Source organism: Paenibacillus sp. GCM10027629 (genome assembly GCF_042676425.1).
Taxonomy (GTDB): domain Bacteria; phylum Bacillota; class Bacilli; order Paenibacillales; family Paenibacillaceae; genus Paenibacillus_K; species Paenibacillus_K terrigena.
On record NZ_JBHTGZ010000009.1, the window covers coordinates 789955 to 811441 of the forward strand.

Genomic DNA, 21487 nt, shown 5'->3' on the forward strand with positions numbered 1-21487 from the left:
TTAATAAAGCGGGTATTTCTGGCGAAGATCTTTATGATGGAGAACATTGGCATCCTCGCGGATATAATGACATACATAAGATCGGCGCCAGCGTTCTTTGCTCCTGTTCTTGTTCGAAGAGTGTATCAGTAATTCACTGAAGAAGAGAATATCACCTTTCTCCATGATCACTGGAATTTGATTGCTCGTATCTATACCCTCAGTCTCCTCCGTCCACGATTCATGCTCCTCCAAGTTTTTGACGGCGCCGTGCGGCAGTAAGCCAAGCTTGTGGGTGCCCGGAATGACCCATAAACATCCGTTCTCTTCATCAACCAAATCCTCCATCGCGGTCCATGCGGCAATCATCGTCATCGGATCGTTCTTAATGTAGTAATAATCCTGATGCGATGCCTGTCCGGGAGCTCCTGGTTCTTTATAGAAATACATGCTTTGAACACATACGGCCTCTTTGCCCATCAATTGGGCCAGACCGCCGCGGATTACTGGAAGCTTCATCAATTGACGAGAGAAACTATCATTCTTGTGGGGATTGAACAGCCGCACAGCATATTTCTTGCTTTCTTCGCATGCCGCCCATTCCGGCATTGGTGACTGGTTGCGGATATCATAGATGTGTCCATTAAAGGCATCTGCTAAATCGCTGGAACAACCTCGCTTGAGTAATATATATCCATTTTCTCTGAAAAAATCGATTTGTTCCTCATTGAACGGCTTTAATAGTGGTGGTATTGTTGTGTTCATTTCGAATTCCCCTTTTCTTCGTGAGCGTTGTTTTGCTATTCAGCTTACCTTGTATTCGTACGTGCAACAATGCCTCAAATTTGCAATATTGTATCTGGAATTGATATGTTTATCTAATGAGAAAATAGTGGAGATGAATGGAGGTTTGTAAGCATGATGCCGGTATCTTTGTCACTTCCGTTCGATTCTTTACGAAATGCGTATGCAGGATCCATCGTATATCCGCCCGGCGGTCGCTATGGGCCCCGTATTCAGCAGGATCTTCAGCTCGTTCTGTTATACACAGGAGAGATGACTGTCACTATCGACGGACGCCCCTTACATGTACAACCTGGGCATGTCGTGCTTTTGAAGCCGGGTCACGAGGAATTGTTTGCTTTCTCGAAAACCGAAGAAACCTGGCATCGCTGGATCTCTGTGCACGTCTCACCACTGTCAGAAGAGATGAGGAATACGCTGCATCAGCTCCCGGAACTGCTTCCGCTCACGGAAGAGATGAACAAGCTGACTGATCTTATGCTCAGCATGCTGCGGCATGTGCCCTCTAATGATATAACGATCCTCAGTCTTGGACTCGCAGCGATACATCTTTACCCGACTGAAACGAGACGACTCCTTCTGCAGCGGGAGAAACATCCAGCCCTTTATACCGCGCTGACATGGATCAATGAGCATTATTCAGACGAAATTACACTACATGAATTGGCCGGTCATGCAGGTGTTTCGTCGGAGCATTTGATTCGGTTGTTTAAACAGCATGAACATACGACACCGATGCAATACGTATGGGCCTATCGAGCGAACCGGGCAGTGGAACTGCTCACGAATACCGGATTAACCGTCTCCGAGATTGCCGAGCGCTGTGGTTTTAAAACATCGAATCATTTTGCCCGATTGATCAAGCAATACAAAGGACGAACCGCTTCGGAAATCCGGCAAGTTTCCTGGAGCGGGCTGCCACAAATGACAAAGCGTGAACCTAATGGTTAAGGAATCCATGAGACGAATAGGATAGTGGGAAAATTAGAAGCTGGAGCGATTGAGCGCGTCGGATATGCATTGACTATGACATTAATGTCAGGGTGTACAATGTAGATATCGAATGAAAAGGATGGTGAATCAAATGGAACATCAAAGTCATATCGTACTTGGTATATCCGGAAGTCTGCGCAAGCAGTCCTCCAATACTTTGTTGCTCTCGTCCATCGGGGGAATGATGCCAGCCAGTATAGAGTTTCGTACGTATCAAGGGCTTGCGGCTTTACCGCATTTCAGTCCAGACTCAGATGGTGACGAAGCCGAATCGCATGAAGCTGTACGTGAATGGCGGGAGGAATTACGAGCAGCAGATGCAGTTGTGATCTGTACACCGGAATATGCGCGAGGTGTCCCAGGTTCGCTCAAGAATGCGCTGGACTGGGTCGTATCTTCGGGAGAATTCATAGACATGCCGACGGCGGTTATAAGCGCGTCTCCTCATCCAGATGGGGGTGCAACGGCTCAACAATCGCTGATTATGACTCTAAAGATGATGAGTGCCTCTATCCCGGACGAAGCAACGTTAGCCGTTCCTTTCGTTAGTAAGATGTTCGGGCCGAACGGTAGTGTGACGGACAATAAGAACAAGTCATCAATTCTCACCTTGGTTCAGGCGCTGACGCAGGCCATTTCGGATAAATAATGACGGGAGGGCTGCCACTTGGCAGCCCTTTGTTCCGCTAACGGCAGATTAGTGTATCTCAGTGAATGGAGTCGGGAGAAATCACTTCCCATTTTCCACACAGCGTCAAACCTGCCGTTTTAGCCAGTAACGTAGTCAGAGTTGATGGCGACAGTTAAGACTTCATCGCTATAGAGGACGTCTCCGTTCAAAAATGGCGCCTGCAGACATATTTTTTACAGCGAAAGATTTCATCGTGTTTTTACAATACCGGTTTCCGTGATTTTGCTATATTGAGCATAGGAAAACTTCGTACTATAGGGTTAGCCAATATTTGTACAGAAAGGTAGTGGAACACATGAAATTGTCGCAAATTAGACTGTTGGTTAATGATTTTCAAAAAAGTGTAGCGTTTTACAGAGACGTGATGGAGTTTCCAATGGGATTTTTCGCAGAGGAGATGCAGTTCGCATCGTTTAATACCGGTGAAACCAAAATCGAAATTTTCTCACGTCAAAATATGGCTGAAGTGATCGAGGAAAAGAATCTTCCAACCGACGCAGCACCACAATCGAAATTCTTACTCACATTTGCAGTGGATGAAGTCGATGAGGTTTGCGCCCGATTGAAGGATAAAGGGGTGGTACTCATTAACGAACCTCATGATCGGCATGCTTGGAATGCCAGGGTTGCCCATTTGCGCGATCCCGATGGTAATGTGATCGAACTATATAAACACCCGCTTTAATGGTCGTTGCCCGAGTTTAGTTCATTTAACAATTTGGTGTAGGTTTCTGGGGATTTACCTACGATTGATTTGAAATCCTTAATGAAATGTGCTTGATCGTAATAGCCGAGATCCAAAGCAAGCCTTGACCAGTCGGGAATATCGCCGTCGGCCATCCTTTCTACCGTTTCGTGAAGTCGGTAGCGTTGAATGATCCATTTGGGACTGATCCCCACATACTGACGGAATAAGCTTTGAAACTGCCTTTTGTGAATAGGAAAGCGGCGAACAATGTCATCAACTTTAACGATACTTCTATCGGAAATAATACTTTGAACGATGGTATTAATGAATTCGACATTGGTATCTGGTTCAGGGAGCCGTTCCCGAATAAAAGATTCTACTAGAGGAATCATCTGTTCTGCGGATTCCAAGGAAAAAATCCGTTGTTCCAACGCTTGGCTGCTCATTCCGAAGGCATCCTGGAAAGGAACTGTACGGTCTGTTATGGTTGAAACGGAATTTTTCAGGAAGGGATAATAGGCCCCAGGACGGAATTTGACGCCGAAAACGGCTCCTTGTTCCTGGAGAAGCACAGAAAATCTACCTTTAACAACACCCACAATTCGCGAGTTGTCTCTTTCAAACACAAGATGAACGGAAGGATGAGGCAAGGTTTCCTGTAGGTACGGTTCCTGCCCTCGAAGATCCCAACAGACAATCCAGTAATGTTCAATGAAATGGATGAGATCGGCGGAGGGTGAGTACTGGGAGACTGAGAATTTGGGATTTTCTATGTTTACATTTAACAGTCCAACGGGTTTGCCTAGTTTCGATTGCATCAGAGGTCACTCCAGTATATAACAGTTTAGGAGTATTATTACGAGTATTATAGCATAGCTGCACTAAGGTGTTTTTTTATATGGAAATGAATTTCTACGGAATATGTTTCAATTTTTCTAAGAAATATAGCATAGAGTCATATTATCCGGATAATATGGATTATTAGGAAGATGTAAATCCGGAAATCCAAAAAACAAACTATAAATCTAGTATATTTGTCTTTAACCGTTCTTTGAAAATAGTAATAAACTATATCAACCTCAGAAAAGGAGTGATATAGTTGGCAAACAGAGATGTACGTCTTTCACTTTGGTCAGGTATTAATTTTACTGGTCGTCGGATCCAATTCAGACGTGGAGGAGTTGCGGTTCGTGATCTTGGAGCGTTTCGGTTTAACAACGTTCTTTCGAGTTTTCAACTCAGAAATGTTGTGCAGAGATCTCAAGTAACACTTGTACTGTTTTCGAGAATTAACTTTCAGGGATCATTCCGTGTGTTCCGTGGCAGCCAAAACGTGGCGAACTTGAGTAATTTTAAATTTAACAATGTCACATCTTCGTTTATTTTGGTAGGCCGCAATCTTACGAACTCCCAAATTTCCCAAATTCAAAGCACTGGTGTGCCGCCTCAAGACATCCTCAGAATAAGTCAGTAATACCGTAAAAGGGTGCCATGGAGAGCGTTGCAAAAGCCTCAGTTTTGAGGAAATGTGTAATCTGAGTTGGTTGGATTGAATGAACAAAAATAGCAGCTCGTTCCTCGTCAGAGGATAGGCTGCTTTTGCTCTATTATCCTAGTAGTGTCGGAGGTCAAGAACATGTATCCATAGCCGGTGTTTCAGCCGGAAGTAAGGGAGTTCCCAAAATATAAATAGCAAAGGAGCAAATAATGAATAAACACGTATCGGGATTTCAACAAAATGAAGCATCTGCTGATAAGAAGGTTACTTGGCTAGAACTATTTTATGATCTACTTTTTGTGGCGGCAGTTTCTAAAGCAAGTCATGTCTTGTTACATGTCGAAAATGGCTCAATTCCAGTAGAGTACTTAACGAAATTCATCCTAATATTTGTTCCGATTTGGTGGGCTTGGGTAGGGCAATCGCTCTTTGTAAATCGGTTTGGACAAGATATCTTATCTCACCGAATATTTCTGATTCTACAATTATTTTTTGTATTAATCATGACGGCCAGCCTATCGGTTGATTTTGATCAATACTATGTTTCATTCTTAATAGGCTATGTTGGTTTAAGAGCTATGACGGCTATTCAATATCTTGCGGTGCATAAGAAAGAAGAGGCACATAGAAAGAGCACTGCCCGTTATTTAGGGAGCCGCTTTTGGATTGGTATGGTGATATCTTCTTTATCACTATTCTTTGACTCGTGGATTCGTTATGCAGTGTTGTACGCGGGAATTGCTGTTGACATATTGCTCCCATTAATCGGTCGGCAATACCTGGTGAAAAGCCCAATAAATACTCACCATCTATTAGAACGCTTCTCACTGTTTACACTTATTCTTCTTGGCGAATCAGTAATCAGTATACTAGCCGTATTGCAGTCTAGCCAATGGATGTGGCAATCTATTTTATTTGCGTCATTAACTTTTATATTAATTATTGCGATGTGGTGGCAATATTTTGACAACGTGGAGAAGAAAGTCAACAAAACAATCGAGACTGCAGGGCAAACTATTATTTATGGTCATTTATTCATTTTTTTATCCATGTGTATGATCGCAGCTTCGATTCAATTGTTATTTCTGAACCAACTGAATTATTCATTTATGTTATTTTTTATTTTTGGATCTGTATTGCTCTACTTTTTTTCAACCTCGTTGGTTTTTCATAAATTTCGACATATCCATCAAAGATTAGGGATATCACACTTAGCGTTCTTATTAGGGTTATTGGGAGTCTTTTTTACAGTAGATTTGTTCTTCCTTCTACCCAATTACATAATCATTGGAGAAGTAATGGTGTTCTTTGTTGTATATGCTAAATTAACGACGTGACCTTAGGGATTTGGGAGACAAAATATGAAATGCATTGTTCTTGGCTTAAAGAGAGAGGACTTAAAGTCCGTAACTTTTTGGACGATGGTACTGAAGACCCGTTTGTATTCTGTTGGATGCCCGCGAGGAGTCGAGAACTTTGAATGGCCAAGAACATATACGCTTTTTAGAAGTCGCCAAATTGGCGGCTTTTTTGTTTTAAGGAATAGGTTATGAATCTTTCTAACTATTTTGCAATTATAATCAAACCGTTTACGGCCTTCTTTCGTTCCCTTTAATAGTACCGGTAAAAATCATGTATAAAATGGAGGAATAATTATGAAGAAGGTCGTGCTCCTATCAGCTCTACTGCTCTCTGTCATTACTACTGCCGGAGTGTCAGCCTATGCAAAAGTGGACAATAAGCCGGCGTCCCAGGCGACAACAATTTCTAGCAAAAGTGATCATGTCATCCGGGTGTACGGACCGGGCGGGCCACTTGAACCAATCAAGGAAGCTGCTGAACATTTTTCAGCTAAAACAGGAATCAAGGTGGAAGTAACAGCCGGACCAGAGGGCAAATGGATTGGCCAGGCAAAACAAGATGCAGATATTATTTTCGGTGGCTCCGAGTATATGCTGCAGGACTTCATTTTTAACCACCCTGAAATGATCGACACTAAATCACGAACGGAGCTTTACACGCGTGCTGCAGGAATCTTGGTGAGGAAAGGAAATCCTAAGAAGATTGAAAGCCTGGAGGATTTAACGAAGAATGGAGTAAAAATACTCGATGTGAATGGGGCTGGCCAGCTTGGCTTGTGGGAAGACATGGCAGGCAGAAAAGGGCTCATCGGAGGCATATCCCAAAATATTAACCTTTCTGTAAAATCCAGTGCCGAAGCCATTGAACAATGGAAATCGAATTCCAGCATGGACGCCTGGATTACCTATGAATCGTGGCATTACCGGCTCCAAGATGTGACCGACCTGGTCGAGCTGCCCGAAGAAGAAAAGCTCTATCGTGGAACGCCGATCGCCCTGACGGAAATCACCGATCAGAAAAAAGAAGCACAGCAATTTATTGATTATTTAAGAACGGAAGAATCTCACCAAATCTTTCAAAAATGGGGCTGGAAATAAGGACGAGCCTTAAATCATATTAACGCGGTATTTTATTAACCTAAATAGATTTAAAGAAGGCTGTCGACTTTAGCAACAGCCTGTGGCGCAGCTTATAGCTGCGCTTTTTTCGTTTTTAACACAATAAATACGAAAAACATCTCGATTATTCACTAAGGTTTAAATAGTTCACTTTACTGAAATTCATCAGCCATGATATGAATCATATTGCATACGGATTATGACATCAAAATTTAAAATTCAAGAATGGAGGGTGAATGACATTAGAAAGCAGTTGATTAAACGAAGATTTACTGTTCTGGTAGCTGTTTCTGCACTAATTTTTTCGCTTTGTACACCTTTTCTCCAAAGAACTGCAAACGCTTCTTCTTACACGGCCATCGTAAACCCGGACAAGCAGTATCAAACCTGGGAAGGCTGGGGTACCTCACTAGCTTGGTTTGCGAACCGGATCGGAGGCGCATCGGATGCAACACGCAACTGGTATGCAGATCAATTATTTGATGTGAACCAAGGTTTAGGCTTTAATATTGTTCGTTACAATATCGGTGGCGGTGAAAATCCACAGCATCATTTTTTGGAACTTCGTGCAGCCGTGCCAGGATTTAAGGCAAGCTCAACGGCGGACTATGACTGGAGCAGCGATGCCAATCAACGTTGGATGCTGCAAGCCGCCAAAGCAAGAAATACTCCTGAGCATTTTATCGCCGAAGCCTTTGCAAACTCGCCTCCATGGTGGATGACGAATAGCGGCAGTGTTACAGGTCCAGTATTACCATTGACGGATAACCTGAAAGGTGATATGTTCGATGATTTCGCGGACTATTTGACTACTGTCGTTAAATATTTTAAGGACAATGAAGGGATTACATTCAGAACACTTTCTCCGATCAACGAACCGGACGGGCTCTGGGTGTACAGCAACCGTCAAGAGGGAGCCTTCTACTCGCAGTACAGCAGAGGAACGATTATCCAACACGTGCATGATGCATTAGTGCAAAAAGGTCTGCCAACAACCCAAAGCTCCGCGGATTCGAACGCCGTTTTTCTAGCGAGAGACACGATCAATGCCTATACAGATATAACGAAGTCTATGATAAGTCAGTATAATGTCCATACGTATTACGGGAATGATACAGAACGAAAACAAGTCTTCTATGCCGCGGGTAACAAACCGATTTGGATGTCTGAGCACGGCGATGGCGAAGCGAACGGGATCGAAATGTCGAGATCCATCGTATCGGACATCAAGTACATGAAAAACTCCGCTTGGGTATATTGGCAAGCCGTAGAGGAAAATGCCGCTCCTGGGTGGGGTATGATTGAAACCGATCTAAACGACGCAAATAACAACGCTTTTACACCAAATGTTAAACAAAAATTTTGGTCCATGGCCCAATGGAGCAAGTTCATTCGTCCAGGGTATAGAATCATCGATATCGAAGATGGCGATTCCGTTGCGGCATATGATGCAGCTTCACAAAAACTAGTCATCGTTACGGTTAACGATCGCAGCGCTTCAAACGATGTGACTTATGATCTGTCTAAATTCGGTGATATTACCGGGGGAGTAACAGCGTACCGCACCGTAGCTCCATCCAATGGTGTAACGCCAGAAAATTTTGCAAATATCAATGTGGTAATGAACAACAAGTCGTTCCAGAATACAGTGCCTGCTTATTCCGTAACTACTTATGTAGTCGATGGTATAAACCTTAAAAATCACACGTCCAGTGCAGCAATTGATACATCCGCATACTACAAAATTGTGAATAAAAATTCCGGAAAAGTAATGGATGTCAAAGGTGCCTATCTTGACGATAGCACGAGTGTCGTTCAATACGCAGATAACGGTGGAGCCAATCAGCAATGGCAATTTGTAGATATGGGCAGAGGCATTTATAAAATCAAAAACCGTAATAGCGTTAAAATGTTAGAAATTCAAGGTGAATCAACGTCAGACGGAGCACAGGCTGTCCAGTACCACGATACGGAATGGCGGGGTGCCAATCAAGAATGGAAGCTTATTGACGCAGGTGGAGGTTACTACTCCATTGTGAATATCAATAGCGATAAAGTACTTGATGTTAAAGGTGAATCTACTTCTGATTCAGCTTCAATTATCCAATACACCGGGCGTGGTTCATCTAACCAGCTCTGGAAATTGGTGAAAGTGAATTAATAAGATTAAAAAGAGACGCTATCCGTATTATCGGGATGGCGTCTTTTTGTTAATGAAATATAATATTATTTTCCGAAATTTCCCGGTTTTTATCGAAATAATCCATCAAGATTTGAGACCAACGACTTTTGCCAGATTTTATATGAATATTTATAATACTGGTATCCTGTGAGATTAAGGTTAGATACATGTTTTCATGAATTCATTTGTACTCATGGGGCCGTGCCGTCGTCAGGGGAGACGTCCCGCTCGCACGCGGCAGGCTTTCAAAGGAGGCGACCGTAGTGAATACGATCTGGTCCATTCGAACCGGAATTCGGGATTTTCTTGAGGCCATCTACCGGACTTGCCAAGCATGGATTAAGAAATATCCGTTTATTAAATCGATGTATACGATTTATTCCTGGTTGTCGCTAATCATGTTTGTTTTAAGCTTGTTTTTCGTTAAAGAATCGCGCACCATGGTGGTTCAATATTTATGGTCGTTTTATGTGCTGCTGCAATTTTGGTTTCTGTGCCGCAGCAAGACGATGCCGTGGAAGCCGATCGTTCTGTTCGTATTGGCTGGCGTTTTTCTAGTCGTACCGTTCACGACGTTTACGGTCAATGCTCTCCACGTGCTTTTCGGCGGTAATACTTCCGACACTTGGTCTATTGCCGTGATCACGCCGATATTCGAAGAGTTGTGGAAGCTGCTTCCGCTCGGCATATTCCTGTTGTTCTCGCGTCGAGCTTCCGCTTTGAGCTTGAGCGATTACACGCTTATCGGCGCGGCAACGGGTGTAGGCTTCCAGCTGATGGAGGAGTTGTCCCGAAGATGGCTGAGTTCCGGTGCTCTTGAAGAAAAGTTCGGCTACAGCTATACATGGCTGGGCGGCGAAACGATCCATTGGGACTTATTCTCGCTGTTTCCGGGGCGTTTCGAGGAAAGTTTGTTTCCGACGCTAATGACCGTCGGTCATCCCGTACATACAGCAATGATCGCGCTTGCGTGCGGAATAGCCTACCGGCTGCGAAGAAGACTGACGAAATGGTTTTTTCTGTTCCCGGTAATCATTTTGCTGTGGTCCATCCTGGATCACGCGGCTTATAATGGTCAACACCAACTGCCGGGTTGGGTGTTCCGGCTGCATGAGTGGACCGGCAGCGGTTATAAAACGCAACCAGTCTTCCTATTGATGCTGGCTGCATCGCTTTTTGCCGATTACTGGTCGCTGAACAAAATACGGAACCGACTTCCGTCGCTGCCGAACGAGCGGCTTCTTAATCCGTTTACCGAACTGTGGAATATGGGCCGCTCTTTTTGCCTCGACCGGGGGAAATTCATCTATTGGCTTGGATTTTACCGGGAGCGCAGGGAGCTTGGATTTCATATGCTTTATGGAAATGACGAAGCGGCCAGCAGACAGGAGCCTATCGATGCTCGGGTAAAAGCTCTTTGCCAGGCGTTAACCGGACTCGCTATAATTCTTCTCGTGGCCGGTCTGTTCGCAGGCATAGGGGCACATACGAGCGGTGGAGAACCGGCATGTTTCGCCTGCATGTTCGACTCGTTGCAAGATTGGTGGGATCGACTGGAATGGTATGAACAGGGCGCGATCCTGCTTGGAGCCCTTGCCTTGTCACTGCTGTTCGTCGGATTCTGGCCGGCTTTTGGTATCGTAATGACGGGGATGGGAATCGCCGGGAGCGGGCATGAGATTGCCGGCTATATCCGAGATCCGAAGAAGCTGCTGACTCCCGAAAATGCGCTTTCCGTCGCTATAAACATTGCTCTTAACCGAATCCCGTTTGGTAAAGTGCTAACATGGCTGGGGAGTAAAGGGCGTCACTATGTGCGCAAGATTCTGGATAAGCTAGGTTCCCGGAAGCCGGATATCGACGTTCCGGATAAACCGAAACCTCCGAAGAATGACGTCGAAAGCCCGAGCGAGCATCCGGACGATCCCAATAAACCGGATGACGATACGCCGAATAAGGATAAAACCGATGAGGGGACCTCAAAAGCAGACTTAGACAAAATTAGAGAATCTGCTCCAGATTACTATAAAGACATAATAGACAAGTATGGGGACAAAGGAAAATACTTCGAAAGGTCTCATGATGAGTATGAGAGTTTGGCTAAAGATCCAGCTAAAAACTTTGGTATTAATGCAAAATCAAAAATCGAGCGACAAGCAGGCTTAGAGTTAGAAGCTAGAGGGGATTTACCTGGTCCTATAGCTAGGGACCCTAATCCTGCTGGTGCAGAGTTTATTGATGCTAATGGTGTAAAGTGGGACGTAAAAGGATGGTACTCTAAATTCGCACCAAAGGGCTACACCCTTGAAAAGGCAATTACTGACATACAAGAATCTCTTTCAAAAGGCGAAAATGTAATCATTGATACAACAAAAATGTTTCCAGAACATATCAAAGAAGTAAGCGAGGCAGTTAAAAAATTAGGTTTAAGTGATAAAGTGTTGTGGTGGCCATAAAAAAACCGAAAGGAAGTATCGAATGGATATAGAAAATATGTTTTTGAAACATCACCAATGGATACAATCGGATGGTAAGACTGGAGAGAAATTAGAAATTGTAAAAGGAGAAATAAGTGAACTTCACATTACAGGGGTGAATCTAAGTTGTTTAGAAATTGTAGAATCAAATATGAATCATTCATTCTTAACGAATAATGATATGAGTGATTGCTATTTTTTAAGTACATCGTTTGATGAAACGAATCTCTCGGAAAGTATCCTTAGTAAAACAGTATTTGATTACGCATCTTTAAAACATTCAAATATGAGAAATTGCGTAGGTATAAAGGCGTCTTTTGATGATGCAGATCTTAGCTTTGCTGACTTATCTGGATCAGACCTGAGGCGAGCATCCTTTCGAAGAGCGAATTTAAGCAACGCAGATTTTTCTGATGTTGATTTAACAAGCGCTATACTTGATGGAGCACTTCTCTATGGAACCAGCTTTAAAGGTTCAAAAGGGATGGATGAAGTGTCTGCCCAATATATATTTGTTGGAACAGAAGAGAAACCAATAAGGTTAGAAGGCGATGATATCAGCAAATGGTTAAACACTAACTAGACAACCACTTGATAAGCTTTCAAAGGCTGATTCCAACTTGAACCATGAGGAGGAATCAGCCTTTTTTGCATGCTCAAATTCAGCTAGATTTGTTTAAGAATATCATTGGTAACCAGACAATGAATGTCGTCCCTTCATTCTCCTTGGATGACACTTCAATTGAGCCGGCATGTTCTTCGATGATCCATTTGGCAATGGAGAGCCCAAGTCCGTACCCCGAAGTCTTACCTCGGGAAATATCCGCTCTGTAGAAGCGCTCATAAATCCTGGAGAGCTCATCCGAATTCATGCCTATTCCCGTATCCGAAATGCATATTCCAACATTGCCATCCTTTTGCAGGCTAAATAATTCGACGCAGCCATTCGATGTGTATTTGAAGGCATTATCGATCAGAATGAGCAATAGCTGTTGCAAATAATCTGAATCTCCATGGATTTGAACAGGTATGAGATCATCTATATTCTCAACTCGCCATTCAACAGTCCGCGGGAGCAAATTCGCCTTCCGAACGATTTCGGTAACAACGGAATAGATAGCTACAGTTTTTTTGTCCATGACAATACCGGAATCGCCTCTAGCCAGGGTCAATAAATCGTTAATAAGTCGGGTCATACGTTCGGCTTCTGAGTTCATATCGTAAATTGCCTCCAGAGACAAGTCCATATGATGCGGCTCTAAATGATGATTCGGATTTGAGGCAATGGTGCTCCAAAGCTTCTTTAATAAGTCGCCGTTACCCCGGATCGTAGTAAGCGGCGTACGAAGCTCATGTGATGCATCGGCAACGAACCGACGCTGTACGTCGTAAGCTTCGTTTAAGTCCTGATAAGCCTCCTGCAATCGGACAAGCATGCTATTAAGCGTATCGGTTAGAAGTCCAATTTCATCGTTAGGCACATCTCTTGGGATTCTCTTTTTCAGATCGTCCCCGCTCTCAATCCGCTTGGAGGCATGGATGACATTGTGTAAAGGCTTCAGCGCTCGTTTGGTTACCAATAAGCCCAATAGAAAGGCGATGGCCAGCACCGTGATCGATGATAACACCAAAATCCACTGCAGATTCTGGAGAATTTTAGCTTCTTTTCCTGTATAGATTCCAACCTGTAGAAGCCCAACTAAGCTGTGGTCATCGAGTAATATTGGAATGTTGAGGAGAGTGAATGGATCTCCATTAACACTGATCTTGCTGTAATTTTTTTTAAAGTCTAATCTTGGTTCTGGATACTGAAGCTTAATGCCTGCTTCTACGAGGTTTCTGGAGTAGCGGACTTGCTGATTGATATAATCTACAACTTGGATGATGACTTGATTGTTAGCAATGCTCGGGGAGATACTGATTTGAAGGTTATTCCAGAAATCTAACGATGGAGCGATATGAATACCCATCGCAGTTTTATTTATGGTAGATTCAATGTCCTGATTTGTTTTGTATCTGACGTAACTGTAAAGTGCTGTGCTAAAAATAATTAGAATCAATGTGATGAGACACATATACCAAAGCGTAATTCGCAACCGGATCGTCAAAAAATCTCCTCCTAAATTACGGTGAACAGAATATCCTGATTTTGGTATATATTCCTTAAAGTAATATGAAATTTAGTTAAAAAGAAACTAAATTTGGGTTTAATTAGTTGAAAGGCCCTATTAAGCTACCGGGCAGGATAACGTAAAAAATGGAAAATGAAATTGGCTGACGAGCAAAGTCGAAGTCTCAAAATCAATGGTGTCTTCATCGAAGAGTTAGTTGAAATGAAATAGCGAGTATGATAAGATTACGCTAATTCTGATGATTGGAGTTGAAGAGGATAATGTAGAATTTCTTGCTGAAGTTTAAAGAATAAAACAAGTTCTTTTTGCGCTGTTTTTATTCTTTATTGGCAAGAAAGTTACCTTATTCTTTTCACTCTAAAAATATATCCTTATCTGACTCTGCGCAGGGTTGGATTTGTCTTATTTTTTGAGCTGCAAGAAAGGTTAACTTTCTTGCAGCTCTTTTTTTATTTGAGAACAAAGGAGGTTTTTTGAAATGGCATTGATCAAGGTTACGAATATGACGTTTGCCTATGACGGCAGCTACGACAACATTTTTGAGGATGTAAGCTTACAGATCGATACCAACTGGAAGTTGGGCTTTACGGGGAGGAACGGCCGGGGTAAAACAACGTTTCTGAATCTGCTGCTCGGTAAGTACGAATATAGCGGAACCATTTCCTCTAACGTTAGTTTCGAGTACTTCCCGTACCATGTCGAACACAAGGAGAAACTTACATTCGAGGTAATCGACGACATCTTTCCGGACTATGAGCACTGGCAACTCATGCGCGAATTTACGTTGCTGAAGTTGTCAGAAGATGTGTTGTACCGACCGTTCGACTCGTTGTCCAACGGTGAACAGACGAAGGTGATGCTGGCAGTCCTGTTTTTGAAGGAAAACAGCTTTTTGCTGATCGACGAGCCGACTAATCATCTGGATCTGCATGCTCGGAAGCTGGTAAGTGATTATTTGAATGGCAAGAGCGGTTTTATATTGGTGTCACACGATCGGGCGTTTCTCGACAATTGTGTGGACCACATTATTTCGATCAATAAGACCAATATCGAAATCCAGAAAGGGAATTTTTCAGACTGGTGGGAGATGAAACAACGACAGGACAATTTCGAACTAGCTGAGAACGATAAGCTGAGGAAGGATATAAAGCGGCTGTCCGAAGCGGCTAAGCGAACGAGCAACTGGTCTCACGAAGTAGAAAAAACGAAAAACGGCACCCGTAACTCCGGCTCCAAGGTCGACAAAGGGTACATCGGTCATAAGGCCGCCAAAATGATGAAGCGGTCCAAGTCGATCGAGCAAAGACAGCAATCCGCGATCGAGGATAGATCCCAGCTTCTGAAAAACGTCGATAGCTCGGAAAGTCTGAAAATCTCGCAAATGACTTATCATAAACACCAATTGGTCGAGCTTGACCGCGTTTCAATTCATTTTGGCGAAAAGAACGTTTGCCGCGACATCAGCTTTACGGTTGAGCAAGGGGATCGCATCGTGCTCTCCGGTCCGAACGGCTCAGGCAAATCCAGTTTGCTCAAACTGATCTGCGGCGAGGAGATACCTAATTCCGGCGTGTTTCGAAAAGGGAGCCAGTTGAAAATTTCCTACGTTTCACAAGACACCTCGCAGTTGCAGGGCAATTTGACGGAATTCGCCAGATCCAGCGAGATTGACGAGAGCTTGTTCAAAGCGATTTTGAGAAAACTCGATTTTTCGCGCCTGCAATTCGAAAAGGACATCGCTTCTTATAGCGGCGGTCAGAAGAAGAAGGTTCTGATCGCGAAAAGCCTCTGCGAACGCGCGCATTTGCATGTTTGGGATGAACCGCTCAATTTTGTCGACGTCATTTCCAGGATGCAAATCGAAGAGCTGCTGCTTGAGTATTCGCCGACTATTCTTTTCGTGGAGCACGATAGCGAGTTTTGCAATCATATCGCAACAAAAATGGTGGAACTGAACGTTTAACTCATTTCAAGGGGGATGAAAGTGATGATCAATGAGCTTGAGATTGTAGATGATAATGTGAACCAGTTCCTGCCGGCTGACTCGGTTCACAAAATAATAGATCTGTTGCCGGAGGTTTACCAATCTATCGACAGATGCACGTAGCGATTCTATCCGCAAACGCATCGTGTTTTTCCTGCGTAATTGGTTAATGATGCATTAAAGCGACGGATGACGGTTGCTTTTTTGCATTTTCTCCGGCGGTAAGGAGAACACATGAAACCAACCTCGAAATATGAAACGATTAGGCAAATTTTGAACGACTTCAAACAGCCTGCGTACCGATACGGGCAAATAATGGACGCTATTTTCAATCAAAAAATTGCTGAATACGAACGGATCACCATACTTCCTAAATTCTTGCGAGAAGCGTTGGTCCAGAAGCTTGGTCCGCACGTCTCCAGCGTTATGCCAGTGAAGGAATTCACTTCGCAACAAGTCAGCAAGGTGCTGTTTGCCATCGATGGTGGCGAACGCGTAGAGACCGTACGACTTACCTATGAACGGGGGTGGAAATCGTATTGTATTTCCACGCAGTGCGGCTGCGGGTTCGGGTGTCGCTTTTGCGCCACGGGTACTATCGGCTTGAAACGTAATTTGACCGCCGACGAAATTACCGACCAATTGCTACACTTTCACTTGAACGGCCACGCCTTGGACAGTGTGTCCTTCATGGGCATGGGGGAGGCGCTCGCCAACCCGCACCTTTTCGATGCACTGGCGATTTTGACCAACCCGCATCTATTCGGTTTAGGACATCGAAGAATTACGATATCCACCATCGGCCTGTTACCGGGAATCGATAGGTTGGCGCGGGAGTTTCCGCAGGTCAATCTAACCTTCTCGCTGCATTCGCCGTTCGACGATCAACGGAGCGAACTGATGCCTATTAATAAGCAGTTTTCGCTTCGCGACGTGCTGAATGCATTGGATCGCCATATCCAGCATACGGGGAGAAAGGTGTACATCGCGTATATTCTTCTTCGAGGGTTCAACGACTCGACGGAGCATGCAAGAGCAGTTGCCGCTCTGTTGAAGGGAAGGGGATCTTGGGAACATCTCTACCACGTGAACCTCATTCCCTATAATTCGACAGAAGTGACGCCTCAAAGCTATTTGCCGACTGACCCCGAAAGGATCAAAACGTTCGTCCGGACATTGAAGCAAAATGGTGTGAACGTTACAGTCCGAACTCAATTCGGATCGGACATTCATGCTGCATGCGGACAGTTATACCGAACCGAATAGTCGACGTTTGAAATTCAACATACAATGCCTGCCTCAAGATAAACATAAAAGTCGCACAAAAGGCGAAAGAAAAGCATCGTGGCCACTAGTAAAAAACTTTTACTAAAGTTTCCAGGTAGAATATGACGTTACACACAAAGGGCACCCGATCGGGTGTCCTTAATTCTGACTTTACTGTTTGAAGCAATCTATGTCTCAAAGAGAATACTGTTAGGACAATGCCTTAAAATGGTGTCAGGATCCTATTTAAAAATTTTAGTTTCAATTCCGAGTATTCTGATGTACAATTACTGATATAAAAATTATTGGAGATTTCGTACATAGAAGTTTTAGGAAGGGTTGGGCATCATGATCTCTTTATCGAATATTAACGTGACATTTGAATCTAGTTCTCAGACAGTGACAGCCGTTCAGGATGTCGATCTGCAGGTTGATGCCGGTGACGTATATGGCATAGTAGGCTACAGCGGGGCAGGGAAGAGTACACTGGTTCGCGTCATTAACCTGCTGCAACGACCTACATCAGGAAACGTTGAAGTGAACGGTCAGGATTTACTGGCCTTGCTCCCTAAAGAGCTGCGCGCCGCCAGGAAGAAGATCGGGATGATCTTCCAACATTTTAACCTCATGAATTCCAGAACGATCTATGATAATGTGGATTACCCTCTGAAAAGCTCCAAGCTATCCAAGCGTGAAAGAGCCCAGAAGGTCAATGACTTGCTCGAGCTGGTAGGTTTATCGGATAAACGGAATGCATACCCCTCTCAATTGTCAGGTGGGCAGAAGCAGCGGGTGGCCATTGCCAGAGCGCTGGCGAATGATCCGGAAATTCTATTATGCGACGAAGCGACCAGTGCGCTGGATCCCAAAACAACGTTATCTATCCTGAAATTGTTGAAGAAGTTGAATCAAGACCTCGGCCTGACGATCGTGATTATTACGCATGAAATGCAGGTGGTGAAAGAAATATGCAACAAGGTTGCCGTGATGGAAGCCGGTCGTATCATTGAACAGGGCGATATCGTCTCCATCTTCAGCAGTCCGCAAAATGCGCTAACCCGTGATTTCATCAATACGGCGACACATGTAGAGCAGACGCTGGAGAAGCTCGCGCTCCATCCGTCATTGGTTCATCTGAAGGACAACGATATCTTGTGCAAGATTTCTTATGTTGGCGATAGTACAAGCGAGCCGGTCATTTCGGCGCTTACCGCTCGATATCGCGTGACCACCAATCTAATATTCGCGAATGTGGAAATCTTGCAACAGACGCCGATCGGCAATCTGATCGTTGTCATGTCGGGCGCCGCCAGCGATCTGGAAGCAGCGCTGCAATATTTGCAATCCATTCAGGTGGCGGTTGAAATGATCGACTCCCGTTATCTGCAGAACAGTAAAGTAGGTGATCCGGTATGAGCGAATTTTTCATGACATATTTCCCGAATATATGGAGTTCAAGAGAGGATATCCTCTTGAGCACCTATGAGACGATTTATATGGTGGCTGTGACCTCGTTATTTTCCGTGATATTCGGCATTTTGTTTGGCGTTACCCTGGTTGTGGTAGATAAGGGAGGTATTCTGGAGAACAGACCGATCTATAGTGTCGTGGAAAAAATCATTAACTTGTTCCGATCCATTCCGTTTATCATACTCATCGCTGTTGTCGTTCCTCTTACCCGACTCATCGTAGGGACATCGATCGGTATGCATGCAGCTATCGTGCCTTTGGTCATCGGAATCGTACCTTTCTATGCTAGACAGATACAAAATGCGTTGGTAGAAGTAGATCCCGGTATTATCGAAGCGGCTCAGTCCATGGGTTCGGGGCCGATTGAGATTATTTTCCGAGTCTATCTCAAGGAGGGCTTGGCAGGGATTATCCGCGCTTCTTCGGTTACGATCATTAACCTGATCGGACTGACGACGATGGCGGGCGCCATTGGCTCAGGAGGATTGGGAAGTCTGGCGATTAATAAGGGGTATAACCGATTCCAGACGGATGTCACACTTGTAGCAACGATTTTGATCCTGATTCTGGTGTTTGTGTGCCAATTCATCGGTGATTATTTCACCAAGAAGACAATGCGTTAATAGCAGACTTGTAACGGTTAATACAGTATGCTGCCTTCGGGTACGTGCTGAATTAAATATACAATACTATACAAAAAGGACTGAAGAACAATGGCAAAAGTAGAAAGTTTTCAATTGGACCATACGATCGTAAAGGCACCTTATGTCAGAGCGGCAGGGGTCGAGCATGACGAGAAAGGCAGCACCGTGCAAAAATACGACCTGCGCTTCCTGCAACCGAATCAAGATGCGATACCGACAGCTGCGCTTCATACGCTTGAACATCTGTTGGCTACATATATGAGGGATGAGATTCAAGGCATCATCGATATTTCACCAATGGGATGCAGAACGGGATATTATCTGATTCTCTGGAATGAGCGTGATCCGGAAGAGATCGCATCCGCACTAGAGAGAACGTTGAAGCGCGTACTCGAAACGACAGTGGTTCCGGCGGTATCCGCGCTAGAATGCGGCAATTACAAGGATCATTCGCTATTTTCGGCTCAAGAATATGCGAAGATTGTACTCGATGCCGGCATTAGCAGAGACCCGTTTGAGAGAGTCTTGTAATAGACGATGATTACGCTGGATTTATCGCATCTAACGGCGGTTGTCACTGGCGGCCATTCAGGCATAGGGCAAGGTATCGTGCAAATATTGCTGCAGAGCGGGGCCAAGGTGATCTCAGCCGATCTCGTCTATACAGATGATTATAAGGACATCGACGGGCGCTTGTCCGAGAGCAGACTGGATTTGTCCCGATCAGAAGATATCTATCGCTGGTCAGATCTCATCCTCGAGCGGTCAGGTGTTCCGGATATCGTCGTGAATTGCGCCGGCATTTCCACGATGGATTATGTAATTGATAGTAAGCTGGAAGATTGGGAAAAGGTATTCTCTATCAATTCAACCGGGCTCTATCTGGTATCCAAAATATTCGCGAAAGCGATGGTCGAGGCCGGGAAGCCGGGGAGTATCATACAGATGGCTTCACAAGCCGGAAAGAACGGTTATCGGGCTATGGGCGGATATTGCGCGTCCAAGCATGCTGTTCTTGGATTAACGAAAGTCATGGCAATTGAATTGGCGCGGCATAACATTCTGGTCAATGCGGTATGTCCAGGTATTGTGGAGACGTCGATGAAGCATCGAGAGCGTATTGAAGGTGGACTCATCCGCGGAATGACCGCAGAAGAGATCTACGCAGAGGATTGTTCTCAGGTTCCGCTGGGAAGGACCGCCGAGGTTCAGGACATTGCGAATGTCGTGTTGTTCCTGGCTAGTCCATTATCTTCCTATATGACAGGACAGGCCATTAATGTAACCGGCGGCATGACAATGCATTAGGGCAATGATATTTTATTGAATCGAGGGGGGCGAAAGCATATGAATATAAAAAAATTATGGGGCGGATTAGCGCTTGGATTAACATTGACACTGGTGATTGCAGGCTGTGGAAGCAAAACATCGGGCGACGGCGAGAAAATCGTCATTGGTTCCATGGGCTCTGATGCCCAGATTTGGAAGCATATCGCGCAGTCTCAGGCGGCTAAAGATGCCAAGCTCAATATTGAAGTCAAGGAGATCGATGGGGGCGTCGTGACGAATAACGCGACCAAAGAGGGAGAGGTTGACGTGAACGCCTTCCAATCCTGGGGTTACTTGGTCAGCTACAATAAAGAAAGCAATGCCAATCTCGTAGCGGTAGCGACCACGTATCTTGAGCCGATGGGGATTTATTCTCAGAAGATCAAGAATATCAATGATGTGCCGGACGGTGCACTCGTCGCCTTGGCAGATAATCCGGCCAATACAGCCAGAGGATTAAAACTGTTGCAGGCATCCGGACTCATCAAGTTAAAGGACGGTTTCAATGAGGGAACAGGTTCGGTGAACGATATCACTGAGAATCCCAAGAATCTAAAATTCAAGTTGATCGACGATACGACCGGGCCACGCGTGATTCAAGATGTGGATCTTGTATTGATCGGTAATACGATCGCGATGGAAGGCGGACTGAATGTATTGAAGGACTCCTTATTCCATGAGGAAGTTTCTGTCGATACCAAAAGCAGTATCAACGTGCTTGTGACCAGCGCCGATAAAAAGGACAATCCTGGCATCTTGAAATTAGGCGAGTTGTACCATAATGAAGATACGCAAAAATATATCGAACAGGAATTCGGCGGCACGAAAGTACCAGTCAGTAAGCCGGTTACATTCCTGGAAGAATAGAGA

Annotated in this window: 18 protein-coding genes; 15 read left to right on the forward strand and 3 right to left on the reverse strand. The window is 44.5% G+C overall.

Annotated elements, in window-relative coordinates:
- Positions 1–744, reverse strand: a complete 744-nt coding sequence (locus ACFQZR_RS13140; RefSeq protein ID WP_379346471.1) for a phytanoyl-CoA dioxygenase family protein — start codon at positions 742–744, stop codon at positions 1–3.
- A gap of 153 nt (positions 745–897) precedes the next feature.
- Between ACFQZR_RS13140 and ACFQZR_RS13145 the strand changes: the two genes are divergently transcribed.
- The 3 genes from ACFQZR_RS13145 to ACFQZR_RS13155 all read left to right on the forward strand — a co-directional run bounded on the left by ACFQZR_RS13145 (position 898) and on the right by ACFQZR_RS13155 (position 3152).
- The gene (locus ACFQZR_RS13145) at positions 898–1734 is read left to right on the forward strand and encodes a helix-turn-helix transcriptional regulator (RefSeq protein ID WP_379346473.1); all 837 of its coding nucleotides are present in this window, start codon (positions 898–900) and stop codon (positions 1732–1734) included.
- A gap of 133 nt (positions 1735–1867) precedes the next feature.
- Positions 1868–2425 carry an NADPH-dependent FMN reductase gene (locus tag ACFQZR_RS13150; RefSeq protein ID WP_379346475.1) on the forward strand — a complete coding sequence of 186 codons (558 nt, stop codon included), beginning with the start codon at positions 1868–1870 and terminating at the stop codon, positions 2423–2425.
- Positions 2426–2762: 337 nt separating this feature from the next.
- A complete protein-coding gene (locus ACFQZR_RS13155) occupies positions 2763–3152 on the forward strand; it encodes a VOC family protein (RefSeq protein ID WP_379346477.1) in 390 nt (129 codons plus the stop codon).
- On the opposite strand, the gene ACFQZR_RS13160 is transcribed toward ACFQZR_RS13155, so the two are convergent.
- Positions 3149–3973 (reverse strand): DUF6597 domain-containing transcriptional factor, encoded by an 825-nt coding sequence (locus tag ACFQZR_RS13160; protein WP_379346479.1) that lies wholly within the window; start codon positions 3971–3973, stop codon positions 3149–3151. The genes ACFQZR_RS13155 and ACFQZR_RS13160 overlap by 4 nt on opposite strands.
- A gap of 889 nt (positions 3974–4862) precedes the next feature.
- On the opposite strand from ACFQZR_RS13160, the gene ACFQZR_RS13165 reads away from it, so the two are divergent.
- The 5 genes from ACFQZR_RS13165 (at position 4863) to ACFQZR_RS13185 (ending at position 12375) form a co-directional block, all read left to right on the forward strand.
- Complete coding sequence (locus tag ACFQZR_RS13165; protein ID WP_379346481.1) at positions 4863–5990, forward strand: low temperature requirement protein A; 1128 nt, start codon at positions 4863–4865, stop codon at positions 5988–5990.
- A gap of 318 nt (positions 5991–6308) precedes the next feature.
- The gene (locus tag ACFQZR_RS13170; RefSeq protein WP_379346483.1) at positions 6309–7112 is read left to right on the forward strand and encodes an extracellular solute-binding protein; all 804 of its coding nucleotides are present in this window, start codon (positions 6309–6311) and stop codon (positions 7110–7112) included.
- A gap of 274 nt (positions 7113–7386) precedes the next feature.
- Positions 7387–9294 (forward strand): RICIN domain-containing protein, encoded by a 1908-nt coding sequence (locus ACFQZR_RS13175; protein WP_379346485.1) that lies wholly within the window; start codon positions 7387–7389, stop codon positions 9292–9294.
- Between the two features lie 284 nt (positions 9295–9578).
- Entirely contained in the window at positions 9579–11771 is a 2193-nt protein-coding gene (locus ACFQZR_RS13180) for a PrsW family glutamic-type intramembrane protease (RefSeq protein WP_379346487.1), read from the forward strand.
- A gap of 22 nt (positions 11772–11793) precedes the next feature.
- Positions 11794–12375, forward strand: a complete 582-nt coding sequence (locus ACFQZR_RS13185) for a pentapeptide repeat-containing protein (protein ID WP_379346488.1) — start codon at positions 11794–11796, stop codon at positions 12373–12375.
- 79 nt (positions 12376–12454) lie between these two features.
- Here ACFQZR_RS13185 and ACFQZR_RS13190 read toward each other — a convergent pair whose 3' ends face one another.
- Positions 12455–13900, reverse strand: coding sequence for a sensor histidine kinase (locus ACFQZR_RS13190; protein ID WP_379346489.1), 1446 nt, complete (start codon positions 13898–13900; stop codon positions 12455–12457).
- 502 nt (positions 13901–14402) lie between these two features.
- Here ACFQZR_RS13190 and ACFQZR_RS13195 point away from each other — a divergent pair.
- The 7 genes from ACFQZR_RS13195 (at position 14403) to ACFQZR_RS13225 (ending at position 21484) form a co-directional block, all read left to right on the forward strand.
- A complete protein-coding gene (locus tag ACFQZR_RS13195; protein WP_379346490.1) occupies positions 14403–15887 on the forward strand; it encodes an Lsa family ABC-F type ribosomal protection protein in 1485 nt (494 codons plus the stop codon).
- A gap of 255 nt (positions 15888–16142) precedes the next feature.
- Positions 16143–17174: a Cfr family 23S rRNA (adenine(2503)-C(8))-methyltransferase gene (locus ACFQZR_RS13200; RefSeq protein ID WP_379346491.1), complete on the forward strand. Its 1032-nt coding sequence runs from the start codon at positions 16143–16145 to the stop codon at positions 17172–17174.
- A 348-nt stretch (positions 17175–17522) separates the two neighbouring features.
- Positions 17523–18590: a methionine ABC transporter ATP-binding protein gene (locus ACFQZR_RS13205; RefSeq protein ID WP_379346493.1), complete on the forward strand. Its 1068-nt coding sequence runs from the start codon at positions 17523–17525 to the stop codon at positions 18588–18590.
- 56 nt (positions 18591–18646) lie between these two features.
- Positions 18647–19267, forward strand: coding sequence for a methionine ABC transporter permease (locus ACFQZR_RS13210; protein ID WP_379346496.1), 621 nt, complete (start codon positions 18647–18649; stop codon positions 19265–19267).
- A gap of 90 nt (positions 19268–19357) precedes the next feature.
- Complete coding sequence (locus ACFQZR_RS13215; protein ID WP_379346498.1) at positions 19358–19819, forward strand: S-ribosylhomocysteine lyase; 462 nt, start codon at positions 19358–19360, stop codon at positions 19817–19819.
- A 6-nt stretch (positions 19820–19825) separates the two neighbouring features.
- The gene (locus tag ACFQZR_RS13220) at positions 19826–20596 is read left to right on the forward strand and encodes an SDR family NAD(P)-dependent oxidoreductase (RefSeq protein WP_379346501.1); all 771 of its coding nucleotides are present in this window, start codon (positions 19826–19828) and stop codon (positions 20594–20596) included.
- A 39-nt stretch (positions 20597–20635) separates the two neighbouring features.
- Entirely contained in the window at positions 20636–21484 is an 849-nt protein-coding gene (locus ACFQZR_RS13225) for a MetQ/NlpA family ABC transporter substrate-binding protein (RefSeq protein WP_379346503.1), read from the forward strand.
- Positions 21485–21487: the final 3 nt, after the last annotated feature.